This window comes from Priestia megaterium (genome assembly GCF_023824195.1).
In the GTDB taxonomy this organism is placed as follows: Bacteria; Bacillota; Bacilli; order Bacillales; family Bacillaceae_H; genus Priestia; species Priestia megaterium_D.
Window position 1 is genome coordinate 3,655,382 of the sequence record NZ_CP085442.1, and the last position, 23,100, is coordinate 3,678,481.

The window sequence follows — 23,100 nt, forward strand, 5'->3', positions numbered from 1 at the left end:
CAGAACACAACTAACTTTTTAATCATCAGTCAAAAGAAATAGTATCAGAAATTAAGTAATAGTAAAAATTGATACTATGGAGGTGTTTTCTTATGAAAAAGTATGAAGTAACGTTTCATCTAATTAATGGTGAAATAAGTCATTTAGTTGAAGCTAAATCACTTATTCGTGCAAAGAACTACATACAGTATAGGTTTGAAGATAAAAGTAAAATATTGGATCTAGCAAATGATTTAGTCATTGTTAAAAGGAACGTCCAATACTTTACGGTAGTTGAAAAAGAATAATTAGCTATGTAAAAGGACGTTATCTACAAAAGTAATGTCCTTTTATATCGATATAATATCTTATAGGGTAGTCTCTTTTTTTCCATTCTGGTCACTAAAATTTTTCTCCAACTCGAAGCCAAAATAGATTTGTCTCCCTCCAAACGTATTTTTAATTTAAGCTTATAATACATGCTTAAATTCAGCATAATATGTTTTATGTTAACTATTGATTTACATAAAACATATCTGTGGTAGTAAAAAAAAGCAAACTCCCTGCCACCCGAGTTTGCTCTTTCTATTCTTTACTCAAATTCCTTAAGTTCAACTTTTGACTTATTTCCCTATATCTTTAATCCTTTTAAGAGCTTTTCTATATTCTTGATCTCTCATATGCAACATTTTATCAGGAGAAGATTTAGGCTGATCAAATTTTTTCAAAGCTTCTCTATACTCGCTATCACCAATAACTTGATTAGAAAACGACTCTTTTGATGAACCCTCAAACGGCAAAACGGGAGTAGCTTTTTTACTGTGAAGCTCTTCCGTACTCAGCTTTTCTTTATTTTTTTCTTTGTCGTGAGGCTTATGAGCCAGCTTGTGGCCTTTCCCTGTTAGGAACATCAAAACCGAGAGAATTAATACTACAAAGCTCAATGCACACGAAAACGTAGAAAACGTATGATAAGTAATGATTTCAGATTTTACATGTAGAGATTGAGTGAAATTTTCTTTACTAGCAATCTGGCTCTCTGCGCTTACCGTCGCAAGGTGATCTTTATATACCTTTGCAAAGACGATACTACTGATTACAGGGATTACTGCAGATACTGTAACTCTTATAAATTGAACCGTGACCATTCTAGGGACTAAACTTGGTAGCGGTCCGCCTAAAGCTGCACCCATAAGACCTGCAGCAACTGTGAACCCTACTCCTGCGATTAAAGCTGCAAAGCTGCTAACAAAGAGAAAAGCCGGAACATTACCGTCTAAATAAATCCACTGTATGTTCACTCCCATAATAATGACCGCTCCTATAATACCTAATACGCCCGGTCCAACTTTATCATATAATACGGCACTTAATATGGCCGCAATTACTATTCCCGCAAAAAGCCCTATATATATAAGTGAAATGTCTCCTTTATCAAAACTAGATCCATTTTTAAGCAATCCCTGTAAGGATAAAAGAGTTAAACTCATACTAATATTGCCTATAATAGCGATTAGGATTGCAAGAGCTGGTTTTCGAGAAACCACTAACCTAAAGGGAATTAAAGGATTTTTAATATGCCATTCTGCTACGAATAAAAAGCATAAAAAAATGATGCTTCCTACTATGCCTATCCATACATAAGTAGATGTCCATCCTGATTTTTGGAGATTAAGTAATGTAAAAGTAATAAATGCGGTAACCATAAACATTAACGTTACACCTATGATGTCAAATGGGTCATGATTTTTGTGCTGTTGCTTGGCGTGATCATTTGTTAAAAATTTGTAGCTGAAGCATATTCCTAGTAAGGAAAGTACGGCCGCTATATAGAATAACCCTCTCCAATGTCCGTAGCTGTTCACTAACATTCCCAGAAAGATGCCCGCAACGCTAGATCCATAAAATCCGCCAATAAGGATCAGTAATGCCAAATTCCGTTTATGAATAGGAAAAGAAAGAACGAGCATTGGAATCATCATCATAAGTGCTAAACCAGTTCCTATTCCTTGTAAAAAACGCCCAATGCCCATTCCTAAGAAGCTGTTGGAAGCAATGCTTACGATAGCTCCTATAAGAAACAAACACATCGAAAGAACATAAGTCCTTCTCTCCCCTAGCTTATGTCGAAGGATAGGTCCAAACGGAATACAAAATGCAAAGCTCATAACCCCTATTAAAACCGGTGTTATCGAAATATAAGATTGATCGTTAAACGTTTTTTGGAGAATTTCACGTATAGAATTTAATGAAGTGTTTAACATTAAACCAGGACCAATAGCTAAAACTGCAAGTAAAGCAATCCCCCAGTGTTTTTCTATTTTCATACTACAATTCCTTTCTGCCTTTCATGATTGTAAAAAACTAAAAATGCGGCGTTCATGTTTCTTCAAACCATCACAGTAGCTATGGTAAAGAAGAAAGATATTTATCCGCATTTGAACAAACTAAAAAATAAAGCTTCAGTAAGGAAGCTTTATTTTATTTTCTAAACCTGCCACTCGAATTGGCCCTAAAAGTGTTAGGCTGGTTAATTTTTCAGCCATAAATGCAGGGCTAAATTTCATATCACTTTCTAACCAAGAACAAATGACACCTATATGAGCTGATGTGATATAACTAATCAGAATATCTTTAGGGATATCAAGTCCATCCTCTGCTTCTCCAATCGAAGAGATTAGCTCTCCATACACTCTTTTCTTTACAATTTCCGTCATATGACTTCTAAATTGAGGTAATCCTCGATCACTTAGCATAACTTTAAAATAATCGGCATGATCATAGATGAATTCAAAAAGCTTTAAGAAAGAAACGGATTCATTTTTTTCTTCTACTGCTGCGGAATCCTCATTATTTTGTTTTGGTTTTACTTTCTCTATTAGCTCTTCTAGAACTTCATTCATACTCTGCATAAGAAAGTCTTGCTTATCTTGATAATGCAAATAAAATGTTCCCCGCGTTAATTCCGCTTTTTCCGTAATTTCTTGAATCGTAATGGATGTAACGTCTTTCTCTTTAAGAAGTTCGACTAAAGCGTCTCTTAAGTATTTATTTGTTCTTTTTATCCTAGGATCTACTTTTTCTTTTTTAGTCATAGTTGCTCTCCTTGTATCACTGTTATTAAGTATTAGACATATGATTATGACTTGTATAGGTGTAGCCATTTAGGCCTTTTCTGATGGTTGACTATTTAAATTAAACTACCCTGTATCAACAACATACATTCTGCACACGATGTAAACTAATGAACATTATGTATATTAAGTCTCACAAAATATAATCAATCTGTCAATATCAAAAACTGATTAAGAACGAATCATTTGGTTGTTAGATATGGATGGCGCGAACGTAAGAGCAAAATCTTTGGTAATGAAAGAAAAAGAACTAAAAGATATAACTGGCGATGTAAGAAGTGCTGGTTTTTATATGCTGGAGATTGGACTATTGAGATAGCTTTTACATAGCAAACTACTCAAAAAGCAGAGACTGGGGCAAAAGTATTTTCGTTCAAGGAAGATCCGAACGCGTTTGATTCTTGATTAAGAATCAAACGCGTTCGGATTTTTTCATTGGTAGGGTAAACGTAGGTTTCATATATGCTGTTTCTTCTAGCTGTTGATTTCCGTGTAACAAGTGATCTCTACTAGCTCATTTATCCCATTTGTTCATCTTTAGATTGAATGGATATAGTTATGTCTCAATCTCTTCTTTTATATGCCTATAAATAAAGCTTACAGAAATATAAAATAGGAATGGATTTAGGTCCTATGAAATGTTTTAGCTTATCTTAAAGATAAGAAATTCTTCTTAATGAGCATTGGTTGGCTTCTTGCTGCAATTCGGGAGCATAATAACTCAATTTTTTAATGAAATAACAAGTCTCAGGGAAATGATGTATCAGAAACCTTAACGTTTCCTTATTTAAAAGCTTGTTCTCCTTATATTTTTCGGTCATAGCATAAACAAACCGGCTCATTTCAATAGTTGTTTTCCCTACTTCTAAGGCAAACTCTGTTTGTCTTGCAAAACCTGGCTGCTTAAATCGTAAATAACCTTTTAAATGATGGTTTTGCACAATGAATGTTTGAAACTTTCCGATATATGAATCCGCTTGTTTAGATATCATAATCTCAATCGGGTCAAGCAGGTTTTTAAACAAAACAGCATGTCCGAGCTGATCTTCCAGCCATAAATCCATTAATTCGACTAAGCTAAGAGGAACAGGCTCCTTTCCTTGTACTAAATAAGATAGAAATCTTAAATATTCCTGATTTTCACTTAACGTACCATTAAGATAAGTAGGAGATAAGTTTAGATTCACTGCGTTTTCAATTCGAAGAGCCTGAAGAGACCCTTCAAAATCAAAATACCCTTTGGCAATTGGCCAGGCCTTTCTTGAGAATTCTATTAATGCAGGATCGTTATGCATAACATCAGGGGATAAATAGTTCAGTTGTTTTAGCAAGTCATCAAACAAATGAATATATTGCTTAGCTGTTCGGACGTATTCGACTTCCTTCACCGATAAGTGATCTCGAACAAAATAAGTATGGTCCTGAATTATTTCTAACCAAAATAAATGTTCCTCCCATAATGAAATCATTACTAGCTCTCCCTTCGGTTTTCTTATTACTACATGTTTATTAGAAGCTCTAGAAGAAATGAACCAAAGTAATAAAAAACAGGATCTCTTATTTCATCACATAAACACTCACGAAAAAGGGAATATATATACATATCCATATTTTTAAAAAGGGAGAATATCATTTGAAGAAAAAAGATAAATTGCTAATCATTTTAATGACCATTTTACCTTGGCTTAGTATTCCGTTTATTGGTAAAAGAACGCTAAAAAGATTCCTTCCAGGAAGTCTTTTTATGAGTTTATATCTTATTGCCGAAGGCAGGTTTGCAGAGAAGAAAAAATGGTGGTGGTTTCCGTACTCAATCAAGCCCAATGTTCTAGCAGAATTACCGTTAATATTTGGCCCCTTTTTAGTTGGAGCTTTGTGGATATTAAAATATACTTACGGAAAGTTCAACTTATATCTTTTAGTAAATATACTTATTGATTCTTTTTTTACTTACTTCGGACTAAAATGGTTAAAAAAAATAGGATACGTCTCTTTAGCCCGGTTGACTAGATTTCAATTATCCATTGTTTTTTTAATAAAAACGTTTGTGCTGTATGGGTTTCAGATTGTTTATGAAAAGTGTTGCCATCTATCAAAGAATTCGTCCTTATAAATTTTGCAGTCTAAGATACAAAAAACAAAACAAAATGTCTATAAATGGGAGTATATTAAAGAAAAACATTAATGAAATAGATACTGATTGCTAAGTGGAATTATGATTTTTTAGATACTATGTAGTTACCTCAGGAACCTAATGAATCATATGCCTTAAGGCTTAAAAAGAGTGAAAACAAGGTTAAATAAAAAAGAAGTCACCTTTTGGTAACTTCTTTTTTTACTATGCATATGTGGTTAAAACAAAAAACATATAAGTTTTTTATTTTTCACTATCTTCATCAGCAGGTTTTCGTTTATGTTTCTCACTAATAATTCTCTTGTTCAGTATCCTTACCTCACCAACCATTAGCAGCCTCATATCTTTTACAATATATTTAGCCAATTCTTCATCAGAGATATCATCACCATCAATATCAAGACGAAATTCCTGCCCTTGTATTCCACCGCCATTAGTAAAATCGACTTCAAAGTCAAAAATGACTCTTTTATCCATGTCTAATCCACCTTACTTTGTTTTAATTACCTAATATATATTCGGTTTAGGAAAACAAATTCCCGGTCTAACTATCTAAGGAAGCATATTGTCTGATAAGTCCCGATAAAAGAACTTTTAAGTTCTAGAATGTTATTTAAAAAGGACAATGGGTTGAATAAGCTCCGCTCTATTAACTCATCTTAACAGTGTAACTACATTTGAAGGGAGATTTAAAAATGAGTCAGAAACGCGATAAAGGCAATAGTCAGAAAGGCAAATCAACTAGCAATACGGTAGATCCAGTAATCGCAGCAGAAGACGTGGAAAAAGCAATTTTTCCAACTAACAAGCCTCCTGGCAATACAAAACCTTAAATGAAAATTAAAGCTGTATTATTAGCTGCCTATTTGGCAGCTTTTTCATTAAGAAAAGAAATTAATTAATAAATACGAATATGCTCAGACTTTTACGTTTTTTATACGATTTTTAGTACAAATGTTGGGACTTAGATGATGTAAAATCCTCTCTCATTTCTACTTAATTACTCTTCTTCAGCCCGCATTCTCAACATTCCTATAAGAATACGCGACCCTTTACAGAACTTTTGAAGTAAGATGAATTGCAGTTGTCAAATCGTCCTCTTAACTTATTATTAAGATTAATTTTTAGAGAGTTTTTAACTTAGAACGCTTTAAGATATCTAACTGTTACTTACCTTCATTGCATATAAATAAGCAACATAGTCAGTCATAACTCCAGGATATCCCATTTGGCGTAACATAGCTGTTATATTTCCACGATGATATGTTCCATGATTAACTACATGTTGGATTAATTCAAATAGATTAGTTTCTAGCTGGCCAAAATTAGGATGTGCGCAGAAAACGAGTTGATCAAGGTTATCTTGGTGGTCAAAAAATGATTTAAATTGCTCAGATAAGTTAAGAAACATCATCTCCATTTCCTCGATGCTTTTGCCTTTTATATTCTCTCTTAGTTGTTTTCCTGATTTGATAATTTCATCAAAACTATAACCTGACATGACACTTAACCATATAGTATCAGTAGCATAAATATGTCCTAACACCTCCGATACAGAAGAAAAAACATTCTTAACCTCCTTGTGGTAAATATCCTGAGGCAAGCCTTTTAAGTGACTAAAAATCCTTTGATTTGCCCATACATGGTAGTTATAAAACTGTAATTCTTGACCCTTCACTTGAGATTCCTCCCTATTCTAAAATCCACGACCAATATTAGGTATTCCTCATTGTTTTCAAAACACCTTCAAATGATTATTGAAAAAAGTATTGATTCTTTACGTTTTATTTAGGTACCGAAGTAAGGCTGCATGTGTACTCATGAGATTCAAAAAATGAACTGTAGTAGGCTATGTGGAGACAATCATCTAGTATCTCTTCTTTAAACTATTTTATCTTGACACTGTTCCAAAGGCGTGATTAGATATAATTGTTAACTTTGAATAAAATTAAGTTAACATATATTATTTTCGGTGGTGAAAGTGCATTGTATTGGGAAGAAGATATAAAAAGAGAACTTGCCTATTTAGATGAAATTTTTCAAAAACGGCACCTTGTTACTACAGAATTTGCTGAACAACCATGGCTTACAGTCAATGGACATAGGATGTTAAACCTTGCCTCTAATAACTATTTAGGCTACGCAGGAGATAAGGGGCTGAAGAAAACAATGAGTGATGCTGTGATGACATATGGAATAGGAGCAACAGCTTCACGCTTAATAGTAGGAAATCACTCTCTTTATGAGAAAGCAGAAAGAGCACTTGTTAATTGGAAGAAAGCTGAGGCAGGACTTATTATCAATAGTGGTTATAATGCAAACCTAGGAATCATCTCAGCCTTGGTTCCGCGTAATGGCTTCATCTTCAGCGATAAGTTAAATCATGCAAGTATCATTGATGGAGCCCTACTGAGCCGTGCAAAACTTCAACGCTATCGCCATAACGATATGAACCACCTAGAAAATTTATTGAAAAAAGTTCCATTTGAGTCAAGGAAGTTGATTGTAACAGATACTGTTTTCAGCATGGATGGTGATTTTGCCAAGCTCGAGGATCTTGTTCAATTAAAAGAGCAATATAACGCCCTACTAATGGTTGATGAAGCTCATGCAAGCGGTGTATACGGAAAAAATGGTGAAGGCTACTCGCATTTTCTTGATCTGCAAGATAGAATTGATATTCAAATGGGAACGTTTAGTAAAGCGCTAGGGTCATTTGGAGCTTATGTTACCGGAAAACAGTGGCTCATAGATTATTTGAAAAATAGAATGCGAGGATTCATTTATTCAACTGCACTTCCCCCTGCTATACTCGGTGCAATAACGGCTGCGATTGAAAAGGTACAACAAGACACAGAGCGTCGCGCACTTCTTCAACAAAATGCATTATTTTTTAGGAAGGCACTTACATACGAAGGATTTAACACATGCAAAAGTCAATCTCAAATCATTCCAATTTTGACGGGAGAAAACAAAAGAACAATGCAGTTTGCAGAGCGTTTACAGAAAGAAGGAATTGCTGCTATTGCAGTTAGGCCCCCTACTGTTCCTGAAAATAAAGCAAGAATTCGTTTTACTGTAACAGCAGATCATACTCGCGAAGATTTAGATTGGGCCATAAAGAGAGTTTCTCTAATTGGAAAAGAAATGAGTGTGATTCAATGAAACAATCCACTATTATAATATTTCCCGGATGGGGAATGGAAAAAGCAGCGTTTCACCCAATAATAAAATCATTATCTACTATATGTAACGTTTTGTGTACAGACTGGAGAGGTGTAAAAGAACTAAGTGACTTTAGAGAACGAGCAATTCAATTGCTTACTTCCACTCAAGGTACTGTTTATTTAATTGGTTGGTCATTAGGTTCCCTTGTAACGCTTGAACTTGCAAGTCTATACCCTAACAAGATAGAGGGACTCATATTAATTGGCGGAACTAGTCGCTTTACGAACGACGTGCATAATACATTCGGATGGGAGCAACGTATCGTTGAACTTATGAAAAAACAACTACAGCGTAATAAGGAAAAAACACTTACTGCATTTTATAACGCTATGTTCACTAAATCTGAAAAAGAAGAAGAATTTCATCAACAATTTATTGAAGTTGCTCAGCGTAATTATCAAGGAGACAGTACGTACTCCCTCCTTACAGGGCTGGATTATTTACTCCAAAAAGATGTTAGAATGCAACTCAGTCAAATTCAAACTCCTTGTTTATTAATCCATGGAAGAGATGATCAAATATGTTTACCTGAGTCTTCTTCTTTCATAGCTGAAAGGATTGGTGAAAAAGCGCAGCTGTGTATTCTAGAAAAAGCTGGCCATATTCCTTTTTTTACGAAGCCTCAGCAATGTACGCAACTTATAGAGAAATTTCTAAAAAAGGAGCTCATTTATGATTAATAAGCAACTCTTAAAGAAAAGGTTCAATAATCACGCCACCACGTATGATGCTTACGCCGATGTACAAAAAAGTATGGCAAACCAATTAATAGATCAACTTTCCACCAAATTCTTCAATCAAGAAATAACGATTCTTGAAATTGGCTGCGGTACGGGTTATTTAACACAATTATTGTGCAAAAACTTTCCTAAGGCTACTATTACAGCAGTTGATTTGTCATCAGGAATGATTGAGTTAGCAAAGAAAAAAGTAATGGAAGATCGAGTTTCTTTCATATGCGGAGATATCGAGGAACTAAGTATAGAAAGACATTATGACCTTATTATTTCGAATGCAACATTTCAGTGGTTTAATAGTCTTCATACGACAATGAAAAAATTGTATAAACAACTTAAGCCTACAGGCATCCTGCTATTTTCAACCTTTGGAACTCGTACATTTCAAGAGCTTCATTCATGCTACAGCCATGCGAAACAAAAGCTTGGTCTTTTCAGTAACAGTTCACCTGGCCAATCGTTTTTTTCTCTTGAAGAGTTGTCTCAAATTTGTGAACAAGCATTAGTTCCATTGAGAGAGCATCCATTTAAACTATCAAAAATGGAGAAACTAGAGGTTCAATACTTTCCAACGGTTCAGGCATTTTTTACATCAATAAAAAAAATTGGAGCAAGTAACAGTAACGAGGAAAGCTACTGTCAACGCCCTTCTTTTTTTCGTGAATTAATCAACCTATATGAAAATGATTATCGTAATGAGAACGGAATAAAAGTAACCTACCATTGCTTAATATTTAATGTTACAAAAACGAACCAATAGTTAATCCTGCCCTGGTTACTCTCTAGAAGTGATGAATTGCAACTAAATTAAAAAGCTTAATACAAGAAAGTATTTCATATAAAAACTTGGATCAACTCATATCAATTTCTATGTGAAAGAGCACGTTTCTTCATACTGTTATTTTGTTTAATAGGTTTTTGCTCAATCTGAGAGAAGATATAAATTGAGATTATAGTTGCTTGGAACATATGCATTTTCGTATGAAACATCTAAAATTATTCTCGTAGTAATATATCGAGAAGGATTATAACACTTTTTGTCGAAATTACAGGCAGAAAGTTGGTGAATTAGAGGATGAAAATTCAATTTGATTTTAAAGTGCTAAATATTATAGAGGAAAAAGGCGTAAAGTGCTACACTGTACAATGCTCAAGGGAGAAGTTCAAACGTATTATTAAAGCACGTTATGATGGAAGTGTATATATACCTGATTACAATCAACAATTATGGAACATACCAGCTCTACATCGGACCTTTATTGATATTGAACTAGCAAGCTTCATCATGAAAACTGAGAGACGCAAAGTATAGCAAATCTCCTCAGGATTTACGTTGTGAAAACAGCACCTTTTCCAGTAGTGTGCTCCTCTTCTGTTTTACGTATAAATTTAAGAAAATAACACATACTATAAGCAATCCGCCGTTCCCTTTGCGGGTGAATGGTCTCTCCTTTCAATAAAGAAGGTTTTCTAAAAGCACCCTTTATGGGTGTTTTAGTTTTCAAATGTATAATTTCGGAAGGTTAACACAATATTTATAAAGGGAAAGTGTCCCTTTACCTTCCCAGTGTTTCATATTTTTGACCTATGTATTACTTCAAAAATGTAAGGAGAATGATAAGCGTGGAAGAATTAAGACGGTATGTTGATGTTGTTAAGAAAAATATCGAAACTATGAAAGCTCCTGATTACGAAGGGAAAGAGAGGGATTTAGAAAACCAGCAAGAGGAACTAGAGCAGTATGAGCGATATCTCAAAGCAGAAAGTATCTCACCTGAAGGTTTTGATGGAATTGTGGATGCTGCTGTAGGTTATGCATCTAAAGATATCTCTTTTTCAGAACTAGAAGAAGTGTATAATCAATTAACTAAATAGTATTTTGATAATGGATGCCTGTTGAATTACGTGAAATACGTATAATTACGAATATAAAAAGATATATTAAAATTTAAAATAAAAAGAAGCCTTAGTCTTTATGTAACAAGGCTTCTTTTTGAGGTTATGTTCTGGATACGTTTTATATTAACTAAAGGCGTATATCATACACTACTTAAAAATAGATAAAGCTTTTGTTCCTAAACTAACCCTAAACTCCCCCCCATCAATAGACACAGACTAACAATTGGGGTCCAGTTCATTTTATCTCTATTTTTATTATCTTTTTTTGTTTCCTTTTATTTTACGTATATTTAATCTTTATCCTTAATTAAGGTTAATTCATTGGTTTGAGCTATTAAATCAATTTTCTTATTTCCTTTTTCATAATAAGTGAAGGCCCCTTCTCGGTCCCTCTCCTTCCATTAATTCAAGCTCTCTACTCCAGAATCCCAATTTCTATCTACACGGTTAGAGTAAGCGTGTTCAAGAATTTGCATATAATCAGTCTCCGTAATTAAACGGACGTTACTTGATGTTGAGTTGTTTTGCATGGCCAACCTTACAATGCTCGGAAAGTCTTCTTTCTTTACACCCTCTAAATCTTTCAATTTAGGAATGTTTAATGATTCTGTTAATTCTATAATCCCTTGAATTAATTTTTCAACAGCTATTTCATCTGAATCTGAATCCTTGGCAAAGTTCATATACCTTGCTAATGTAGCATGTAGTTGCTTATTCTCCATAGAATTAAATCTTAATACGTATGGTAAAAATATTGCATTGGCAACTCCATGTGGAGTATCATAAAGTCCTCCAAGCGCTTCTGCTAAGCAGTGTACTGAGGCAACATCTGCAGATCCAAAACAAAGGCCTGCTAAGAGACTTCCTTCCAGCATATCTTGACGAGCTGCTTCATTTTTACCATCGTAGAAAACGATAGGCAATGCCGAAACAATGGTTCTCATTGCTTGAGCCCCAAGTGCTTGTGAAATAGGATTTGTTACTTTACATGTATAACCTTCAATCGCATGAACTAATGCATCAATGCCAGTAGCGGCAGTAACAGAAGGAGGAAGACTTAATGTTAGTTCAGGATCAAGAATCGCCAAGACGGGTCTTAATGAAGCATGTTTGAGTGTCATCTTTCGATGTGTAGATGCTTCCGTAATAACAGCAGAACGAGTAACCTCTGAGCCCGTACCTGAAGTAGTTGGAATACAAATAACTGGTGCAATGTTTGTATATAGGAGTCGGCCGTCTGCATAGTCAGATGGTATCCCACCGTTTGGACCGCACAGTGCAATAACTTTTCCTGTATCCATTGCACTTCCACCACCAATGGCAACAACTGCATCTGCACCAAAGTCACAAAATAATTTTGCACCTTCCAAGCAATTCTTATCTCGAGGATTTTGTTCAATGGAGTCGAATAACAATACTCGATAACCAGAAGCCTCCAGGGCCGTTATAATTGGTGAAACTAGTCCTGTACGGACCACACCTGGATCACTCACAATTAAAATTGATGAACCAATATTTAAGAATTTTAACATTTCTGGTAATTCTTTAGCTTTCCCCATCCCTACCTCAATTTGAGTAGAACAAAAATAGTTATAGGACTTCATTTATACCCCTCCCATTGTCTGTTGTCTAAAATTAAATACCTATCTTAAGAAGCACTAGTTTTTTAATTTCATGATAGCAAGTGCATTTAGCTTTTTGTGTTAAAGAAGTAAGTTTACTTGTTCCATTCTGAGGCCAGTATACCCATAAAATATGTATCTACGTACTTCCCATCCACATAAGCATGATTTCTTAATTTTCCTTCGGTAACAAAACCAATTTTTTCATATAATGCAATCGCCTGTTCGTTTATTCCTCTTGTTGTTAAATAGATTTTATTTAGACGAAGCTGTTTAAACCCTAGATCAATCATTTGCTCCATAGCCATTCGACCGTACCCGTGACCCCTAGATTCTGAAGATAAAAGAATCCCTATACTAGCTCTTCCATGTGCGTAGTCTATATCTTTCAAAAATACCCATCCAACTAATTCTTTTTCATCGCTTTCAATTCCTAAAATTAAATCGTTGTTCATTCTTTTCTTTTCTACTTCTTGTACCACCTCTTCATAAGTTAAAGGTGTCCTGCCTATCATTCGTATTGCTCGTTCATCATTTAACCATTTATGTAAATATTGAATGTGAGTTGTTTCAAATGGCGTAAGGTATATTCTTTTTGTACTCATTTATTTATCTGCTCCTTCTAAAAAAGTTAACCATAAACTATAATCCATTCCATACTTGATTCAATAAATATCGCTGACAAAAGTAAATATGTATTTCTAATTACGATACACAACAGTCAAATTAAAATAAGTAGATGCATAATTGAATTAAACCATTAATCTGTTTTTAATTTTGAATATACATTATCTTTTCCTTTATAGATCATACTGCCTTGCCCGTTTTGAGTATTCTCTCCTTTATTTAAAAGATATAAAGCTTTCCAATGATCTCCTTCACCTTCGAAACGCACACTTTCTTCCTTGCTACCACAGCTACCCAATACTAACAAAAGAATAGATATAAGTCCTAAAAACAAAAACTTCCTTTTCAATTTAAATCCTCCTACACGGTAAAAAACACCCACCTATCCTATTAGGTGATTTTTTGTTATTATCTGTTCTTTTTTTCAAGTAATTTAATTAATCTATTATTTTGTTCGACTATCGTTCTTACCTTAGCTTCTAACGAACATAAAGTTACAAAGACGGCTATAATCCTATAATGATAAAAACATATTAGCTGATATCCCCTATACATCATTTTATTTGTGAATCCACAACTACATAATAACATTTTTTCCGTATTTTACATATTTATGTTGTATACATTCTTAGTTATCCTAATGTTCTTTACTAGAGCAAAAAGGCTCTTCTAGCCTATATAAGCTATGAAATAATACGTGAATTACCTAATGTATTTAACGTAGCAAAAAGCCACTTATGTAATAACAAGTGGCTTTTGTACTGTGCGTGTTTTAGTTATTGTATTGTTACGGCTAGGATATTTATATGGTACTAATTTCTATTTCTTCAATACTTGGCAGTGCCTCAATTGCGCCTATTTTTGTACACACAAGCGCTCCAATCCGATTTGCAAACGTGATAATGTCGAGTAACTGATCAAAATCTTTTTCAATGAATTTGATATCATGTATGTTCGATAATTTGAATAAAGTTGCACCTACAAAAGCATCCCCTGCTCCTGTAGAGTCAATTGACATAATAGGAATACTTTTTACTAGTTTCTTTTTGCTACTGTTAGATATTAATGTTCCTCTTTTCCCAAGCGTAACCGCTACAATTCTAGCTCCAATGCGATGAAGGATATCAACACCTAACTCATGATTCTTAGTGCCTGTGATAATCTCTAATTCCTCATCACTTACTTTTACAAAATCACTTAAAGAAATAGCTTTCTTAGCAATTGAGATGAAATCAATCAATCTTTCCTTCCATAAATCCCCTCGATAATTAGGATCAAAAGAAATAAATTTCTCTTTTTCTCTAGCACTAGATATAAGGCTTAAATAAGTTTCACGGAATGGAGAAGTTAACATAGCCGTGGCTGAACCAAAATGAAGGATTTCAGCTTTATTTATTTCATTTAGGTCAATGTCATCCATTGTCATTAAAGCGTCAGCTCCTCTATGAAACACAAAGTCTCGCTCACCATTTTCTTGTAGTGACACAAAGGCTAGAGTAGTTGCTGTTTTCTCATCCCAAGCAAGCATGGAAGTATCTACGTTTAATGAATTTAAGGTTTCTTCTAAAAAGTAACCGAATGGGTCCTTACCTACTTTACCACTAAATGATGCATTACCCCCTAGTTTGGCTATGGTCGCGCATACATTTGCTGGTGCTCCGCCGGCACTTTTTAAAAATTGGCGTCCCTCTATTAAATTGGAATTAATATTGCTACAAAAGAAATCAATTAATAATTCTCCTACACAAACAACTGGAGCATTTTCACTTATGCTATTTTGCACTTATATCACACTCATTTACTTAATTTTAAAATTGAATCAATTTTTACCTGGATTTTTTCTCTAAATCCAAAATTATTTTATTGTATGTTTTTTCAGTTAAAGGATAAAAGCATATTATTAATACAGAAAGTAAAATAAAAATTCCTGGCACTAAAGCATTCATATTTTTAATAGCATTTAGCGAAGCTGCGGTTTGTTCCGCATTAGCTACATAACCTGCTATGCCCAAATAGATGGCTGAGAATGATCCAGCAAGTGCAACCCCTAACTTATTAGTAAAACTCATTAAGGAAATAACAACGCCATCTGCTCGAACTCCAGTTTTCCATTCAGCATAATCTACACAATCGGCAACCATCCCCCAAGCTAGTGTGTTTAGTGGAGTGGTAAAGAATCCCGAAACAAACAGCCAAAATAAAATTAAAGAAACTGAATTAAAAGAAGTAAATTGGAGTCCTATATATGAAATAAGAGATATGGTAGCTGATACAATCATCACACTCTTTCTACCCCATTTATCAGAGAATAAAGGAATAAATAAGTTACTAATTAGTGCAGCTCCAAAAAATAAAACAGTGCCCCAAAATACTAATTCCTTTTGATGAACATTGTAAGTAAAATAGTAAACCATTGTACTAAGTTTAATATTAAAACCAATAGCAAATGCCAAGAAAGATGAAACTAATACTAGTAGTGGCTTGTTTTTAACCAAAACAGATAAAGTTACTTTAAGTCCATGCTTTTTAATCTTTTTAGGAGCAATACGCTCTCGTACTGTAAAGAAGCTAAATAAATTTAAAATTATACTTACAACAGCATAGACTAGCGCAGTCATCTGAAATCCAAATTCTTGATTTTCTCCTCCAATAGCTGTTACAAGAGGGGTTGCGCATGAAATGGAGAGAAGTATTCCTACATAAACCAATATCATACGAATAGTTGTTAAAACTGTACGCTCCTGAACATTGTTAGTAATTCGTCCTGTTAAGCTATTAACTGGAATCGTTTGCATACTAAACGTCATCCCTAGTAAGATGTAGGTAATATACATATATATAATATTTCCAGTTGACCCTAAGTGAGGGTTGGTAAAACATAGGATAGTGAATAACGCAAAAGGAAGTGAGACCCATAACAAATATGGTCTTGCTTTTCCCCAACGTGTATTAGTTTTATCTAAAATAACTCCCATTATAGGGTCGCAAATAGCATCCAGAACTCGTACTACTAAAAATAATGTCGCAACAACTGCAGGATGGATACCTCCAACATCAGTATAATAAAAAAGTAGATAGGCATTAACGAATTGAAAAACAATATTATATGCCATGTCTCCTGATCCATATCCAAACCGTTCTAACCAGGATAACCTAGTAATAGAATTAGATTTATCTTTATTTTCAGCCTCTAATATTTGTGATTGTTCTGCGTTTAACATAGGTAATACCCCCAGAATGCGTTTTCAAAAATATGCTAAGAAAAATAGTAGAAAGTCCGTATTATCAACATTAATCTTAAAGAAAAAACAGATGCGGTTTAGTTGCAATTGTTCTATTTTTAAATCCGCATCTGAAAATTAGAAGTTCAAGAATTTTGTTGTAAATACCAACTAGAACTTAGCTTTCAAGTATAATGTTTTTTATTGGTTTGGATACACTATAATTTTTAAACATTCGTTTTTAAAATTTAGTGCTCTCTCCATCGCTTCACGTGTGTCAGCTAATGGATATCTATCTGTTACAAGGTTCTTAGTATCAGTTACACCAGAAGCGAGAAATTTAATTCCTTTAGGATAAGTGTTGGCATAACGGAAAATACCATATATATCAATCTCATTATCAGCAATAAATGGTACATCGAGTGGAATTTCGCTTTGAGAAGGTAAACCTACGATTGCTAATTTTCCACCACGACGAACTGAAGCTAGTGAAGATTGTAATGCTTTTGGATTCCCTGCTGTCTCCCATGCAACGTCAACGCCTACGTTTTCAGTAATATTTTTAATTTCATTAAGAGGATCTTTCTCTCTAATATTAATAACATGAGTCGCTCCCATTCGTTTTGCTGCCTCAAGACGCAATGGTTCTAAGTCTGTTGCTATTATTGTACTTGCTCCAAATGCTTTTGCTGCTGCTACAGCCATTAGACCTACCGGTCCCATTCCCATAATAGCAATTGTTGACCCAGGCTGAAGTTTTGTTCTCGTCGCTGCATGAATGCCAACTGAAAAAGGCTCTATTAAGGCAGCATCTTCGTAGGAAAGGGTATCTGGGATTGAAAAGATAAAATCCTGACGCATTTTTATATATTGAACAAAGGCACCATCAACCGGTGGTGTTGCCAAGAATTGAACATCTGGACAAAGATTATATCGTCCCTCTTTGCATGCTTCACAATGTCCGCAGGTTACTCCTGGTTCAACGGCTACGCGGTCCCCTACTTTAAATCTTTCAACAGATGATCCGATAGCTACAACCTCACCTGAGCACTCATGTCCAAGGATAAATGGTTTCTCTACTTTGTATTTACCGATTCTACCATGGGTATAATAATGTAAGTCTGAGCCACAAATTCCTACAGCCATTACTTTAATTAAAACTTCATTATCATCAATTTGTGGTACAGGCAATGTTTCAATACTGATTTCTCTTGTGCCGTGCATGACAGCTGCTTTCATGGTTTTAGGTAAGTTGTTATTCATCAATAATTTTCCTTTCTTTAATAGAATTTCTATATAAACTCACAACGTAAAAATTAATATGAATTTATTTTTAACTCATAAATCTCTAATGTACTTAACTGTAACTTAAACATATTTCTGCCGTCATGTAAGTGCATACATTTTAGTTTTTTTTATTACATGAGCTAATTTTACCTGTTAACGTTACGTTACCAATAGCTTTTTGTACTGTATAAAAGTACAGTAGCACTGTACTTTTCTTTTTTATATACAATAAAAAAAGATATAGCGTTAAAATAAAGCTAATAGGAGGTGTAAAATTCTTATGGCTGAAATTGAAGATCAGAAGAAGTTTGCGGAACTGTTATCTTTGGGTGTTAAAGAACTAAAACTTCACCCTGATTATAAGATTAAAAGAAAAAAGGGCGAAGATAGCTCACTAGGACAATCTTATATAGCTAATATCGCAAATGAATTAGGTGTATCTTCTAATACAATTAAAAGTTGGATAGGTCAGATGGGAGTAAAATATATTCCTGGTCGTATTGACGATGGAAAGCTCTTCGGCATCATATGGATAATACTAAAAAAAACGAATTTAGATATAAGTTGGTTCTCAAAACTGATGGAAACAACTTCTATACCCACTCTTAAACCTGCTTTACCTGCTTGGGTGTCTTCGTGTCTAGAAAAGGCAAAAATATTAGGGGCAGACAACTCATTTGGTACACCTCTTGATAAAGATATTGAGGAAGTAGTTAAAAAAATATTTCATAGTAAACTTCAGACTGAGGATGCTACTCCAAAGGAACATTCTACAATACATAACCTACCAACACGCTGGTCAGGAGTTTTTATTGGAAGACACTTTGACTTAGAGGCAATTCGTCAGTGGGTAATTTCTCCTTCTCCATTATGTTTAATTTCTGGATGGGCTGGTATTGGAAAAACAACTATTGCTCTTGAGGTAGCATATGCATGTGTTCAGGAGCATCATAAGGAAGCAGAAAACCTTGAAATGGATTGGCCAAAATTCAACTCAATAATATGGTTTAGTGCCGATTGGAAAGGACTAACCTTTAGTGACTTTCTAAATACAATTGCTTACCAACTTGGACGGATAGAACAAATAAACCGATCAATTAATGAAAAACGTTTTGTGGTTCGTAATGCACTGGCTAATTATGCAAAAGAAGAATCCGTATTACTTGTTATAGATAGCATCGATACAGCTGAAAGTGAAATTTATGAATTTATTACTAATCTTCCACAAGGCGTTAAAGTATTACTCACATCTCGTGAGAACCTACAACAAAAATATAGAAACAACTTTAGAGATATGGTAACCATTCAACTAAAGGGTCTGGAAAAAGATGACGCTCTTAACTATCTTTCTTATGAAGTGCAACAACATATGAAAATGTCTAATTCTTCAACTAAACAAGAACAAATGGAACAGTTATTAAATAGCCCTCGCGAAATTCGCGAAGAGCTAATTTCGGCTACTGCTGGAAATCCTAAAGCTATCGCGCTTAGCATAGCTTACATTGCAGATGATGACATTCCTGCTCAGCAACTCATTGAGGAACTAGGTAAAGCAGGTTACTCTCTGTTAGAATTATTTGATTTTCTTTTCGGACGCACGTGGGAGCGATGTAATGAGGACACTTTACTTCTATGGAAAGTGTTATGTTTTTTCAGTAAACCTCCTGAAGAGGAAAGTTGGGCAACAGTGGCTGGACTAGACGCTCGAAGATTCCATTTTGCTGTTGATCAAATGAAACTGTTTGCACTTATTCAAGGAGAACGTATAGAAGGAAAAATTCATTATTTAGGGCATCAAACCGTAGTAACGTATGGTGAACAACGATTGTTAGAAGATAAACAATTTGAAAATATAGCACGTAAGCGTTGGAGCCAATACTATATCCAGTATTTAGACAACCATTTAAAACGAGATCTTCCTGATTCTATTTATTGGAGTTATTTACTTGGTCGTGATTTGGAGGAAATTAAGAAAGAATGGCTAAATATACTTAAGATTATAAAATGGGCAAACAAATCCGACCAAAAAGAGCTTTTGATTGAACTTGTAATTCGTATAAGCCATTTTCTAAGTCGAATTAATTTACCTTTAAGGATTAAATATGGGAAAATAGCAGCTGATTATGCAAAACAACTTAGAAAACATACCCATGAAGCATTTTTTCGAATCGACACATTGGGATGGGCACTGATGGAGGTCAATAACCTAGATGATTCCCTACTACAAATAGATTCCGGTCTAAAGACACTAGATCAGTTAAGCTCAGACAATTCTGATGTTTACGATTTGAAGGCTTGGGGACTTGCCTTAAAAGCAAGGCTTTTTTTAAAGAAGAATAATCCTAAGAAAGCAGAACGTATTCTTAAAGAAGTTAGGGAGATTTCTACTACACCAGTTATTCAGCATAGAATTTTGCTAGTGCGCGGTGATTTGTTTATGCTGTATAAAAATTATGAAGCAGCCATCCGGTTATATGAAGAAGCTAATGAAATCAGTTTAATCTATGGAGGAGAAAAGACCATTGAAGCTTACTTCAATTTAGGAGTAGCTTATGTCATTTGTGATAAGCGTGAGGAAGCAGAAAAATGCTTTAATAGCCTTCTTTATCAGAAAGATAAAGCCAACCAAATTGAGTTAATATATTACCACTATGGGATGGCCCAAGTGTTATTGCGAAAAGGAGAGCATATGGAGGCTTTACAATCAAGCCAAAAAGCTATCAGCCTTATTGATTCTTGGGGACCAACCATTAGTATTCGAAAAGAAGTAGAAGAATTTAATGACGTCATTAAACATAATATTTGAAAGAATTAAGTAGCAAAAAGCCACTTGAATGAAACAAGTGGCTTTTTGTTTGTATATATTGCTTCAATCAAGGTGAAATTAACCTGTTCCATTTACTCTTGTGTTAAGGGAGGTTGAGATACTTCTACTTGCTTATTTATCACTTTCTGTAATCCCATATTGCTCTGGCATAGAGGCGAATGGGCAAGACACAATTTGTTTATCAAATGGAAAGTCAACTAGTTTCATGAAGAAAAACACTCTCTAAAGAAATTACTTTTGATAACTGATCACTCGATGCAAATTTAAAATTCAGCGTTCTAGAAACTTTTGTTTTCTTGCTATACAATGATTAACAATGACGATTTCAATATTATTTTTTGTAGCACACTCTTGATAACTTTCATCTAGGAAATCATCTGTTATTAAGTAATCAATTTCTTCCAATCCGCAATAAGTGAAAATAGCATATTTTTCAAATTTAGTATGATCTACTAATAAAAAAACCTCTGCATTTCCTTTTACTATTGTTTCTTTAATTTCACTTTCAATGGGCGATGTGCATGTGACTCCTTTTGATACTGACACACCTGATGAAGCCATAAATACCTTATCAAAATTATATTTTCCAAATGAATTTCGTTTACTATAAGTAGAAAATGATTTCGTGTCACGTTCGAGTAAACCATCAGTTGAAATCACGTTTAAATTTTCAAAAGGCAAGGCTTGAACTATAATATCCAAGCTATTAGTAATGATAATTACGTGTTTGTTTTTTAGAAATGTAATCATTTCTAATGTGTCTGTTCCTGAATCTATAAATATTACCTCTCCATTTTCTACATAATTAGCTGCAGCTTTAGCAATTAAATGCTTTTGAAACTGTTTTTTTGTTTTTTCCTCGTTAAATGATTCAAGTTCTGCATGATTATTTATAGCTACCCCGCCATATACTTTTTTAATAGTCCCATCATTAATAAGCCTTTGAATATCACGTCTTACTGTGGTCTTAGAGACACCAAAAACGGTACCGAGATCATCTAACGAGACAAATTGGTGTTTGAAGACATATTCCTGCATTTGTTGAATTCGCTTTACTTTTAACATTCCTATCCTCATCCTTAACTTGTAAATTTCAAACCTTCTTCGGAATGAATCTCTCGTTAAATTTGCTGAAGGTCTTTAACTTTTATTATTTAACATGGTAATTTTTTAACTTCGGGAAAATGAGTGGTGAGGTTAATGCTCAGTTTTTCCAGAGAACAAAAGATTAAAAAGTGCTTTACCTCTTAGTTGAAGTAAAGCACAGTTAGATGTTGTTTCTTATCATTTGTTTAATTATCAAAAGAAATCCAAACTTGCTTTTTAAGCATAAATTCTGATTAATAGCCGACACTCTTTAAATAGTCAACGCTTTGTTTAATATCACGTAAACTCGTATCAGAGTTTCTAGGATCCCGCTCTTGCTCAATTGTGATGTATCCATGGTAATTAATGTCTTTCAATAATTTATGAATAGAGTGATAATCAATGATACCTTGTCCAATCGGGCACATAACCCCTTTACCGCAAGCATCGAAAAAGCGAATACGTTCTTCCATTACTTGTTTATATATATCGGGATTAATATCTTTAAAGTGAATATAATCTAGTCGATTTGCACACTTTTGAAGCCACTTTATTGGATCCATTTTTGAATAATATAAATGCCCTGTATCTAAGCAAAGTCCTGCTATTTCATAAGGTATATCTTCTAAAAGTTTTTCAATTTCGTCTTCAAATTCAATGTAACCGCCCGCATGCGGGTGAATAACCGAGCGTACTCCATATTTTTCCCATGCCCTTACTGCTAGAGCACGAATATGAGCCATCATATTGTCCCAGTCTCTTTCAGACAATCGTACCGCTTTTTCTGGATGCCCTGCATCATACTCTCTCTCATCGTGTCCCCAATCAATCATTACTAAATAAGGAGTTGGAAATTTTTGTCCTTTTTCTTGAAGAGTTGAAGGCAGCTTTGTTATTAATGAACAAATATCATCTACTTGAGGCAGTAAATTTTCTAAATTAGACTCTGATACTAAATCATCAAAAATTGTTCCTGCTATTATCGTTAAATCATTTTTAGAGAGCTCTGCTTGCACTTTTTCGATGTTCATGGGTATATATCCATAAGGACCCAGCTCAATCCCTTTATAACCAGCTTGCGAGGCTTCATGTAAAACCCTTTCCCAAGGTGGTAGATAGGGATTTTCGGGATTATCAACGCCCCAACAACAAGGCGCCCCTGAAATTTTTACACTCATCTATAACACTCCTAGCTCCTATAATAAAATAGATACTACTCAATGAATTGAAAAAACGCCATTGAAATAAATCGATGTTTTATTCCTTCTAATCCAACTGTAAGGAACATACTTTCCTTATGTAAAAACCAATATATAAGC

At 34.3% G+C, this 23,100-nt stretch carries 21 protein-coding genes; 8 read left to right on the forward strand and 13 right to left on the reverse strand.

Annotated elements, in window-relative coordinates; translation table 11 throughout:
* The first annotated feature begins 92 nt into the window (after positions 1-92).
* Entirely contained in the window at positions 93-287 is a 195-nt protein-coding gene (locus LIS78_RS18905; protein ID WP_013058394.1) for a hypothetical protein, read from the forward strand.
* A gap of 315 nt (positions 288-602) precedes the next feature.
* Here LIS78_RS18905 and LIS78_RS18910 read toward each other — a convergent pair whose 3' ends face one another.
* From LIS78_RS18910 to LIS78_RS18920, 3 genes are all read right to left on the reverse strand, one after another.
* Positions 603-2,306, reverse strand: coding sequence for an MFS transporter (locus tag LIS78_RS18910; RefSeq protein WP_252284184.1), 1,704 nt, complete (start codon positions 2,304-2,306; stop codon positions 603-605).
* 135 nt (positions 2,307-2,441) lie between these two features.
* The gene (locus LIS78_RS18915; RefSeq protein ID WP_195782294.1) at positions 2,442-3,074 is read right to left on the reverse strand and encodes a TetR/AcrR family transcriptional regulator; all 633 of its coding nucleotides are present in this window, start codon (positions 3,072-3,074) and stop codon (positions 2,442-2,444) included.
* Positions 3,075-3,766: 692 nt separating this feature from the next.
* Entirely contained in the window at positions 3,767-4,582 is an 816-nt protein-coding gene (locus tag LIS78_RS18920) for a DUF2935 domain-containing protein (RefSeq protein WP_252284185.1), read from the reverse strand.
* 164 nt (positions 4,583-4,746) lie between these two features.
* On the opposite strand from LIS78_RS18920, the gene LIS78_RS18925 reads away from it, so the two are divergent.
* On the forward strand, positions 4,747-5,226 hold the full coding sequence (locus LIS78_RS18925; RefSeq protein WP_013058398.1) for a hypothetical protein: 480 nt from the start codon (positions 4,747-4,749) through the stop codon (positions 5,224-5,226).
* 264 nt (positions 5,227-5,490) lie between these two features.
* Here LIS78_RS18925 and LIS78_RS18930 read toward each other — a convergent pair whose 3' ends face one another.
* Positions 5,491-5,724 (reverse strand): cyclase, encoded by a 234-nt coding sequence (locus LIS78_RS18930; RefSeq protein ID WP_098547158.1) that lies wholly within the window; start codon positions 5,722-5,724, stop codon positions 5,491-5,493.
* Positions 5,725-5,942: 218 nt separating this feature from the next.
* Between LIS78_RS18930 and LIS78_RS18935 the strand changes: the two genes are divergently transcribed.
* Positions 5,943-6,080, forward strand: coding sequence for a hypothetical protein (locus LIS78_RS18935; protein WP_252284186.1), 138 nt, complete (start codon positions 5,943-5,945; stop codon positions 6,078-6,080).
* Positions 6,081-6,406: 326 nt separating this feature from the next.
* Here LIS78_RS18935 and LIS78_RS18940 read toward each other — a convergent pair whose 3' ends face one another.
* Positions 6,407-6,925: a DinB family protein gene (locus tag LIS78_RS18940; protein WP_252284187.1), complete on the reverse strand. Its 519-nt coding sequence runs from the start codon at positions 6,923-6,925 to the stop codon at positions 6,407-6,409.
* A gap of 308 nt (positions 6,926-7,233) precedes the next feature.
* On the opposite strand from LIS78_RS18940, the gene bioF reads away from it, so the two are divergent.
* From bioF to LIS78_RS18960, 4 genes are all read left to right on the forward strand, one after another.
* Positions 7,234-8,412: an 8-amino-7-oxononanoate synthase gene (gene bioF, locus LIS78_RS18945; RefSeq protein ID WP_252284188.1), complete on the forward strand. Its 1,179-nt coding sequence runs from the start codon at positions 7,234-7,236 to the stop codon at positions 8,410-8,412.
* On the forward strand, positions 8,409-9,155 hold the full coding sequence (locus tag LIS78_RS18950; RefSeq protein WP_286676930.1) for an alpha/beta fold hydrolase: 747 nt from the start codon (positions 8,409-8,411) through the stop codon (positions 9,153-9,155). Before bioF ends, LIS78_RS18950 begins: the two co-directional genes overlap by 4 nt.
* Complete coding sequence (gene bioC / locus LIS78_RS18955; protein WP_252284190.1) at positions 9,148-9,972, forward strand: malonyl-ACP O-methyltransferase BioC; 825 nt, start codon at positions 9,148-9,150, stop codon at positions 9,970-9,972. Before LIS78_RS18950 ends, bioC begins: the two co-directional genes overlap by 8 nt.
* An 854-nt stretch (positions 9,973-10,826) precedes the next feature.
* Entirely contained in the window at positions 10,827-11,087 is a 261-nt protein-coding gene (locus LIS78_RS18960) for a YnfE family protein (protein WP_235567333.1), read from the forward strand.
* 425 nt (positions 11,088-11,512) lie between these two features.
* Here the strand turns inward: LIS78_RS18960 and LIS78_RS18965 are convergent, their stop codons facing one another.
* The 6 genes from LIS78_RS18965 to LIS78_RS18990 form a co-directional block, all read right to left on the reverse strand.
* The gene (locus LIS78_RS18965; RefSeq protein ID WP_252284191.1) at positions 11,513-12,715 is read right to left on the reverse strand and encodes an iron-containing alcohol dehydrogenase; all 1,203 of its coding nucleotides are present in this window, start codon (positions 12,713-12,715) and stop codon (positions 11,513-11,515) included.
* 113 nt (positions 12,716-12,828) lie between these two features.
* Positions 12,829-13,338 (reverse strand): GNAT family N-acetyltransferase, encoded by a 510-nt coding sequence (locus tag LIS78_RS18970; protein ID WP_195782288.1) that lies wholly within the window; start codon positions 13,336-13,338, stop codon positions 12,829-12,831.
* A gap of 155 nt (positions 13,339-13,493) precedes the next feature.
* Positions 13,494-13,709: a hypothetical protein gene (locus LIS78_RS18975; RefSeq protein ID WP_229754553.1), complete on the reverse strand. Its 216-nt coding sequence runs from the start codon at positions 13,707-13,709 to the stop codon at positions 13,494-13,496.
* Positions 13,710-14,162: 453 nt separating this feature from the next.
* Positions 14,163-15,143, reverse strand: coding sequence for a carbohydrate kinase family protein (locus LIS78_RS18980; RefSeq protein ID WP_252284192.1), 981 nt, complete (start codon positions 15,141-15,143; stop codon positions 14,163-14,165).
* A 43-nt stretch (positions 15,144-15,186) separates the two neighbouring features.
* Positions 15,187-16,581, reverse strand: a complete 1,395-nt coding sequence (locus tag LIS78_RS18985; protein ID WP_252284193.1) for an MFS transporter — start codon at positions 16,579-16,581, stop codon at positions 15,187-15,189.
* Positions 16,582-16,782: 201 nt separating this feature from the next.
* Complete coding sequence (locus tag LIS78_RS18990) at positions 16,783-17,844, reverse strand: NAD(P)-dependent alcohol dehydrogenase (protein ID WP_078082457.1); 1,062 nt, start codon at positions 17,842-17,844, stop codon at positions 16,783-16,785.
* Positions 17,845-18,148: 304 nt separating this feature from the next.
* Between LIS78_RS18990 and LIS78_RS18995 the strand changes: the two genes are divergently transcribed.
* Positions 18,149-20,674: a tetratricopeptide repeat protein gene (locus tag LIS78_RS18995; RefSeq protein ID WP_252284194.1), complete on the forward strand. Its 2,526-nt coding sequence runs from the start codon at positions 18,149-18,151 to the stop codon at positions 20,672-20,674.
* A gap of 291 nt (positions 20,675-20,965) precedes the next feature.
* Here the strand turns inward: LIS78_RS18995 and LIS78_RS19000 are convergent, their stop codons facing one another.
* Both LIS78_RS19000 and LIS78_RS19005 read right to left on the reverse strand, forming a co-directional pair.
* The gene (locus tag LIS78_RS19000; RefSeq protein ID WP_195782283.1) at positions 20,966-21,760 is read right to left on the reverse strand and encodes a DeoR/GlpR family DNA-binding transcription regulator; all 795 of its coding nucleotides are present in this window, start codon (positions 21,758-21,760) and stop codon (positions 20,966-20,968) included.
* 275 nt (positions 21,761-22,035) lie between these two features.
* Complete coding sequence (locus tag LIS78_RS19005; RefSeq protein WP_252284195.1) at positions 22,036-22,959, reverse strand: sugar phosphate isomerase/epimerase family protein; 924 nt, start codon at positions 22,957-22,959, stop codon at positions 22,036-22,038.
* Positions 22,960-23,100 lie beyond the last annotated feature (141 nt).

What these genes read in the sequence shown, in the direction of transcription:
- LIS78_RS18905 (WP_013058394.1), top strand. Translation starts at nt 93, where the DNA reads ATGAAAAAGTATGAAGTAACGTTTCATCTAATTAATGGTGAAATAAGT.
- LIS78_RS18910 (WP_252284184.1), bottom strand. Translation starts at nt 2,306, where the DNA reads ATGAAAATAGAAAAACACTGGGGGATTGCTTTACTTGCAGTTTTAGCT.
- LIS78_RS18915 (WP_195782294.1), bottom strand. Translation starts at nt 3,074, where the DNA reads ATGACTAAAAAAGAAAAAGTAGATCCTAGGATAAAAAGAACAAATAAA.
- LIS78_RS18920 (WP_252284185.1), bottom strand. Translation starts at nt 4,582, where the DNA reads ATGATTTCATTATGGGAGGAACATTTATTTTGGTTAGAAATAATTCAG.
- LIS78_RS18930 (WP_098547158.1), bottom strand. Translation starts at nt 5,724, where the DNA reads ATGGATAAAAGAGTCATTTTTGACTTTGAAGTCGATTTTACTAATGGC.
- LIS78_RS18935 (WP_252284186.1), top strand. Translation starts at nt 5,943, where the DNA reads ATGAGTCAGAAACGCGATAAAGGCAATAGTCAGAAAGGCAAATCAACT.
- LIS78_RS18950 (WP_286676930.1), top strand. Translation starts at nt 8,409, where the DNA reads ATGAAACAATCCACTATTATAATATTTCCCGGATGGGGAATGGAAAAA.
- bioC (WP_252284190.1), top strand. Translation starts at nt 9,148, where the DNA reads ATGATTAATAAGCAACTCTTAAAGAAAAGGTTCAATAATCACGCCACC.
- LIS78_RS18960 (WP_235567333.1), top strand. Translation starts at nt 10,827, where the DNA reads ATGATAAGCGTGGAAGAATTAAGACGGTATGTTGATGTTGTTAAGAAA.
- LIS78_RS18965 (WP_252284191.1), bottom strand. Translation starts at nt 12,715, where the DNA reads ATGAAGTCCTATAACTATTTTTGTTCTACTCAAATTGAGGTAGGGATG.
- LIS78_RS18970 (WP_195782288.1), bottom strand. Translation starts at nt 13,338, where the DNA reads ATGAGTACAAAAAGAATATACCTTACGCCATTTGAAACAACTCACATT.
- LIS78_RS18985 (WP_252284193.1), bottom strand. Translation starts at nt 16,581, where the DNA reads ATGTTAAACGCAGAACAATCACAAATATTAGAGGCTGAAAATAAAGAT.
- LIS78_RS18990 (WP_078082457.1), bottom strand. Translation starts at nt 17,844, where the DNA reads ATGAATAACAACTTACCTAAAACCATGAAAGCAGCTGTCATGCACGGC.
- LIS78_RS18995 (WP_252284194.1), top strand. Translation starts at nt 18,149, where the DNA reads ATGGCTGAAATTGAAGATCAGAAGAAGTTTGCGGAACTGTTATCTTTG.
- LIS78_RS19000 (WP_195782283.1), bottom strand. Translation starts at nt 21,760, where the DNA reads ATGTTAAAAGTAAAGCGAATTCAACAAATGCAGGAATATGTCTTCAAA.
- LIS78_RS19005 (WP_252284195.1), bottom strand. Translation starts at nt 22,959, where the DNA reads ATGAGTGTAAAAATTTCAGGGGCGCCTTGTTGTTGGGGCGTTGATAAT.